Genomic DNA, 372 nt, shown 5'->3' with positions numbered 1-372 from the left:
ACGGTGCAGGCCAACATCCTCACCGGCTCCAAGGACACCTTCACCAACAACATCGCCTCGGCCCGCGCCGCCGGCGCCGTGATGTCGCATGTGGCGCCGGCCGGCACCGAACTGCAGATGCCCGAACCGGAAGAACAACCCGAGCCCAGTTACCTGGACATGGCCGGCAATTTCTTCTCGCAGATGTGGCGCCCCACCGTCGCCACACCCGCCCCCGGCACCGAGACCCGGCCGGAAGACCTGGTGATCTGCACCAAGCACCCGCCGATGCCGCCGCAGTTCATGGCCGAAGGCTCGGACAAGGTCACCATCAACGGCCAGCCCGCGGTGCGCAGCGGCGATCGCAGCACCTGCGATGCGACGGTGGTCTCG

Annotated in this window: 1 protein-coding gene; it reads left to right on the top strand. The window is 68.0% G+C overall.

The annotated features are described in order from the left end of the window. On the top strand, nucleotides 1-372 hold a 372-nt coding region (locus AC6CIA_RS26435), incomplete at both ends, for a PAAR domain-containing protein (RefSeq protein ID WP_498316108.1).

This window comes from Pseudomonas sp. GQ91 (genome assembly GCF_059758795.1).
The sequence above is the reverse complement of the archived record's forward strand: the minus strand, read 5'-3'. Positions and strand labels throughout refer to the sequence as shown.